The 2,003-nt window shown below is 45.3% G+C and carries 2 protein-coding genes and 1 pseudogene; 1 reads left to right on the top strand and 2 read right to left on the bottom strand.

Annotated elements, in window-relative coordinates; all coding sequences use genetic code 11:
• Positions 1–118: 118 nt before the first annotated feature.
• On the bottom strand, positions 119–601 hold the full coding sequence (gene lptA, locus B9Y90_RS25280) for a lipopolysaccharide transport periplasmic protein LptA (RefSeq protein ID WP_085543052.1): 483 nt from the start codon (positions 599–601) through the stop codon (positions 119–121).
• Between the two features lie 45 nt (positions 602–646).
• Positions 647–1,192, bottom strand: coding sequence for a recombinase family protein (locus B9Y90_RS25275; RefSeq protein ID WP_085543051.1), 546 nt, complete (start codon positions 1,190–1,192; stop codon positions 647–649).
• A 163-nt stretch (positions 1,193–1,355) separates the two neighbouring features.
• On the opposite strand from B9Y90_RS25275, the pseudogene B9Y90_RS25270 reads away from it, so the two are divergent.
• A pseudogene (locus B9Y90_RS25270) lies at positions 1,356–1,937 on the top strand (DUF4158 domain-containing protein); the annotation flags it as partial.
• Positions 1,938–2,003 lie beyond the last annotated feature (66 nt).

The raw sequence follows: 2,003 nt of genomic DNA, 5'->3' as shown, positions 1-2,003 counted from the left end.
GTGGAACGAAAACTCACGCTAAGCTTTCATTGCGTGTTGGAACACTGACCTTTTACCCTAACAGTGATCTATTAGGGTAAAAGGTTTTTGTCAGATTCAGCATACTAACTAAGAATAATTATTTTTTCTTCTGTGATACCTTTTCAGGATAAATCACACTCCTTACTCTTTTACCGGGTGCAGCAGAAGCTATCATTTTTTTCGTAATGGTGTTGTATGTTATTACTTCGGCCGATAGAGTATTTCCATTCTGCTGAACAAAAGCCTCATCTGTCAGGATCACCTCTCCTGTTTCTGGAGTATATTTAAGCTTTTTAGAATTCCCTGAGAACGGTTTTCCGTCCTCTGTTATCCCATTGTATTTTATTGGATTCCCCGTGGCGGTTATATAGGTATCGTTGGGGTTTTCACGATGATAAATAGCTTCTTCTGCATCAATTGTCATATCCCCGCTTACAGCGTGTACATGGCCAACAGCCTTAATATTTCCATTTGATAATATTAACTGGTTGTCCGAATCTATTGTGTACTTATTTGATGTGGCTTCTGAAGCGTTAGCAGTGCCAGTAATAAAAAATAAAATAATTAAGTATCCTTTCATTTGTACCTCCAGTTCATATTTAATGATTGCATCCGTAGAATAAAGCTATTCAGCAATAATTTTATAAACCGTGGAACGAGCAATACTGAGCTGACGAGCAATTTCCGTTGCGCCAGTGCCTTTCTGGTGAAGTTCCAGCACAGTATTTCTGTCCACAGAACGTTTGCGGCCAAATTTGATGCCTTTCAGCCTGGCTTCCTGACGGCCTTCATTGGTGCGTTCCAGTATTCGACAGCGCTCAGCCTGTGCAACGGCGGACAGGATGGTAACCACCATTTTTCCCATTTCCCCGTCAGTCCTGATCCCGTCATCAATGAACCGAACAGCCACACCCTGGGCGGCAAATTCTTTTATTAGCTGAATCATATCTGCGGTATCACGGCCGAGACGGTCAAGTTTCTTCACCAGAATGACATCTTCTTCTTCTACCTTCATCCGCAACAAATCCAGCCCTTCCCGGTCGGTTGAACTACCGGATACCTTGTCGGTAAAGATGCGGCTGGCTTTAACCCCTGCCTCTTTGAGAGCTTTAATCTGAATATCGAGAGATTGCTGGCTGGTTGATACCCGTGCGTAACCAAAAAGTCGCATAAAAATGTATCCTAAATCAAATATCGGACAGCTAGTGTCTGTTATAACAAAAAATCGATTTAATAGACATAAAAACGACACTGTTTTCATGTGTCTGATAATTAATAATATTTCGGACGGTTGCGAAATTGTTAATAAATGCCCGCCAGGCAGGAAGGCCGATATGCCCGTCGATTTTCTGACCACTGAACAGACTGAAAGCTATGGCCGGTTCACCGGTGAACCGGATGAGCTTCAACTGGCTCGCTATTTTCATCTTGATGAGGCAGACAAGGAATTTATCGGAAAAAGCAGAGGCGATCACAATCGTCTGGGAATTGCCCTGCAAATAGGGTGCGTGCGTTTTCTGGGCACCTTTCTCACCGATATGAATCATATTCCTTCCGGCGTCCGGCATTTTATCGCCAGATAGCTCGCCATTCATGATATCACCGTGCTGGCAGAATATGGCCAGAGAGAAAATACCCGTCGCGAGCATGCCGCGCTGATACGTCAGCATTATGATTATCGCGAATTTGCCTGGCCCTGGACTTTTCGTCTTACCCGTCTTTTATATACCCGGAGCTGGATAAGTAACGAACGTCCCGGCCTGCTTTTCGACCTGGCGACAGGGTGGCTGATGCAGCACAGAATTATTCTCCCCGGGGCCACCACGCTGACCCGACTGATTTCAGAAGTAAGGGAAAAGGCAACGCTGCGCCTGTGGAACAGACTGGTGCGTATTCTGGCCTGGCGTGAACGGTCATTCTGGCGGAACGTGAACGCTGATTCTGGTTTTGCGTGAACGCGTATTCCGGCGGAAAGTACCACG

The sequence above is a fragment of the Cedecea sp. NFIX57 genome, from assembly GCF_900177785.1.
Classification (GTDB): Bacteria; Pseudomonadota; Gammaproteobacteria; order Enterobacterales; family Enterobacteriaceae; genus Cedecea; species Cedecea neteri_C.
This window is presented reverse-complemented; position numbering and strand designations above follow the sequence as displayed.